3 protein-coding genes are annotated in these 2923 nt (G+C 65.1%); 1 reads left to right on the top strand and 2 read right to left on the bottom strand.

Annotation, left to right across the window (positions count from 1 at the left end; translation table 11 throughout):
• Window positions 1-200: 200 nt before the first annotated feature.
• Window positions 201-1061 carry an SDR family oxidoreductase gene (locus ACFUTU_RS21340; RefSeq protein ID WP_377967949.1) on the bottom strand — a complete coding sequence of 287 codons (861 nt, stop codon included), beginning with the start codon at window positions 1059-1061 and terminating at the stop codon, window positions 201-203.
• 3 nt (window positions 1062-1064) lie between these two features.
• Window positions 1065-2012: an MSMEG_6728 family protein gene (locus ACFUTU_RS21335; protein ID WP_377967947.1), complete on the bottom strand. Its 948-nt coding sequence runs from the start codon at window positions 2010-2012 to the stop codon at window positions 1065-1067.
• Window positions 2013-2178: 166 nt separating this feature from the next.
• Here ACFUTU_RS21335 and ACFUTU_RS21330 point away from each other — a divergent pair, with 166 nt between their 5' ends.
• The gene (locus ACFUTU_RS21330; protein ID WP_377967945.1) at window positions 2179-2805 is read left to right on the top strand and encodes a hypothetical protein; all 627 of its coding nucleotides are present in this window, start codon (window positions 2179-2181) and stop codon (window positions 2803-2805) included.
• The last annotated feature ends 118 nt before the right edge of the window (window positions 2806-2923 follow it).

Raw genomic sequence — 2923 nt, 5'->3', positions numbered from 1 at the left:
GATCGATAGACCCCTTGACGCCAGAGCATGCAGCCCCCGGTAACCTCAACGACGATCGGGGGCGCCGAGCCCCTTGACGACAATAGGAGCATCATTTTTAGGGGTGAGAAGCGTCACTTCGGTCCAAAAGGAAAAAATTTTGAAAAAAGTTTTTGACCGATCATTTCGGTCCCAGGCCAAATCAGGGGGCTGCACGAAACCTAGGGATGGCGCACGCCCACACCGGCCAGAATGTCGCGGTAGCCCTCACGGAAGGATGGGTACTTGAAGGAGAAACCTGTTCCCCGAAGCAAGGCGCTGCTGCAGCGCTTGTTGCCGCCGCGTGCATCGCCGAGGGAAGCCGTCGGAGGGACGGCCATTGCCAACTCGGCCGCCAGGAAGCGCAGGACGTCGCCCAACTCAGCCGGATCATCGTCAACGCCGATATACACGGAAGCTGGCTGTTGGGGCATGGTGCACAATTGCACGATGGCCCGGGCGGCGTCGTCGCGGTGAATGCGGTTGGTGTAGCGCGGCTGGTCCGGAATAACGGCCGTGCCGGTGCGGACCTGGTCGATGAGCCTGGTGCGGCCCGGCCCATAGATCCCGCCAAGCCGGAGCACGATTGGTGTGGTCCCGGTCCCCTCCAGCCGCTTCAGCAGCAGGTCCTCGGCTTGGCGCATGAGGCGGCCCGAGAATCCACCGGGCTCCGGTGTGGTGCCTTCGTCGATCCAGGCACCAGCAGCGTCGCCGTACACGGCGGTGGATGAAACGAACAGAACCCGTTCGGGGGCTACGGCGTCCCGTTCCAGGGCGCCGAGCACATTAGAAACGCCGTCCACGTAGGCGGTCCGGTATGCCTCTTCCGTAGGGCCGTCCGCAGCAACCGCAATCACGACGGCGGTAGTGTCCGCCGGAACAGGGGGCAGTTCGGCTGTGCTTAAGTCCGCCGCCACGCCCTCAATTTCAGCCGGCAATTTGTCCGGTGTTCGGCGCCAGCCGACCACGCGGTGCCCGGCAGCGGCAAACCGCAGCCCCGCTTCGGTGCCAAGGTCGCCGCAGCCGGCGAGCAGGATAGTCATGGCTCAGAGCGCCGGGACGGGGAAGAAGACGCGGGGGTCCTGCAGCAGCGCCGGGTAGTCGAACTCTGACCGGTCGATGATGTCGGTGACCTCGAAATTGCGGCCGAAGCGGCCGTCGTCGAGCGTGATGGGACGGCCCACGACCATCCCGACGGCGAACCTGCTGCCGCCGTCCAAGGGGACCGCGACCGGGGACTTGCCTGGGAGCGTTGAGAAGGCTGCCTCCTGGCGCTGCCGTTTGCGGCTCGGCTTCTTGACCAGCGGTTTGGCAGGGGCCTTCTTCGCCACCTTGGAGGGCCGGCGGGAAGTTTCCTCCGCGTAGACGAACTGGTAGTCGTCGTCGGAACCGCCGGCACCGGAACCACCCTCGCCAGTGCCTGGGGCTCCAGCCGCCGAAGCTGTCCGCCCCACGGCCGGCAGCCCGACCTTGTCCAACTGTTCGGGGTCGCCATGGCCCACGTGCTCGCGAAGAATCCAGAGAACGTCCCCCTCGGGGTCCTCCGGCAGGAACTCGTGGCGCGGTTCCGGCCAGACGTACTCCAGGCCGTGCTCGGTTCCAGGAAAAACGTCTTCGTAGAAGTGCGGATCCTTGCGGATCAGGTTGGAACGGTGGCTCAGGTGGAACTCGGGGTCGCCGAGCCACGGCGGAAGCAGGATCTTGGCGGCGTAGTCCGGGTGGGCAGCCTGCGGAGCGAACTCGCGGATGTTGTCCCGGGTGTTGTCAGCGAACCCGCGCTTGGTCCATTCGTCCACCATGGCCAGGCCGTACATGGTGAGGGCGGGAACGTGCCCCATCCACATACGGATGGCGGGATGTGACTGCCATCCGTATTCCGGGATGACCAGCGCACGGAGTGTCTGCAGCGCCTCGACGCGCTGCTTGCCCAGCCGGGGCGTGTCCAGCGCGGCAGCGCTTTGCCGGAAATCGGGATACGGAAGGAAGGTTTGCATCCCCTCAGTCTGCCGTCCCCGGCGCGATGTGCCAATTGAAGTGCCGCGCGGCACAGCCCCTCGTCAAAATGGACACAGGCGTGTTCACATAGTGGACCCATGCATACGGAAGGTTGATTAATCCACTAAGATATCCGAAACCTCACCAGCGTCCGGAAGCCAAATCATGACTCTTACCTCTCCCGCGCCCCTGTCGTCCGCCCCCGAGAAGGCGAATTCACAGCTGTCACAGGAGCCCCAGCTTTTCGTTCCGAAGTACGGCCAGATGCTGGGCGCCGACGCGAACGGGATCCTCGTTCTTGACGAGTTTACGCTGGACCCGGCCGCTGCGCGCAAGGACCAGCACCGCTTCCGCACAGCCCTTGCTTCCGTTGCCCTGACCCTGCGCCGCCTCGTCGCCCTGCGGGTTTTCATCGCGGTGGTGGCCATCGCCAATCTGCCGCTGTTCCTGATGTCCACAGGCTGGTGGATTTACGCGGTCTCGCTGGCCCTGGTGATCGGCGTCCATGCTGCCGTGAACTGGCTGAACAAGCATGAGCCGCGCGTCAAGCAGCGCCACGCGCTCGAGCTGCACCTGCACCGCGAACGCAGCGACAACTACCGCAAGGTCCGCGACGCCGTGAAGTTCGTCGTCGACAGCCCTGCCCGCGTCAACGAGCACCTCTACCTCGAGCTGCTGCACGCCAAGCGTGTTGCCCTCCACATCGCCTCCGGCACCGTCGCCCTCCTGGACACCAGCGACGACGCCGCCTGGAAGGTGCGCATCGTCCGCGAGCTTCCCGCCGCGGCCTAAAGCTGTTCACCGGCGGTTGCAGCCGTCGGATTCCAGAGGTTGATAACGACGCCGGGCGTCCCCACTTAAGGGCAAGCACTTCGCGGGCTACTCCGAGACGCAGGGCGGCCGGGACGCC

It is taken from the genome of Arthrobacter sp. NPDC057388 (assembly GCF_042668165.1).
GTDB lineage: Bacteria > Actinomycetota > Actinomycetes > Actinomycetales > Micrococcaceae > Arthrobacter.
This window is presented reverse-complemented; position numbering and strand designations above follow the sequence as displayed.

What these genes read in the sequence shown, in the direction of transcription:
- ACFUTU_RS21340 (WP_377967949.1), bottom strand. Translation starts at nt 1,061, where the DNA reads ATGACTATCCTGCTCGCCGGCTGCGGCGACCTTGGCACCGAAGCGGGG.
- ACFUTU_RS21335 (WP_377967947.1), bottom strand. Translation starts at nt 2,012, where the DNA reads ATGCAAACCTTCCTTCCGTATCCCGATTTCCGGCAAAGCGCTGCCGCG.
- ACFUTU_RS21330 (WP_377967945.1), top strand. Translation starts at nt 2,179, where the DNA reads ATGACTCTTACCTCTCCCGCGCCCCTGTCGTCCGCCCCCGAGAAGGCG.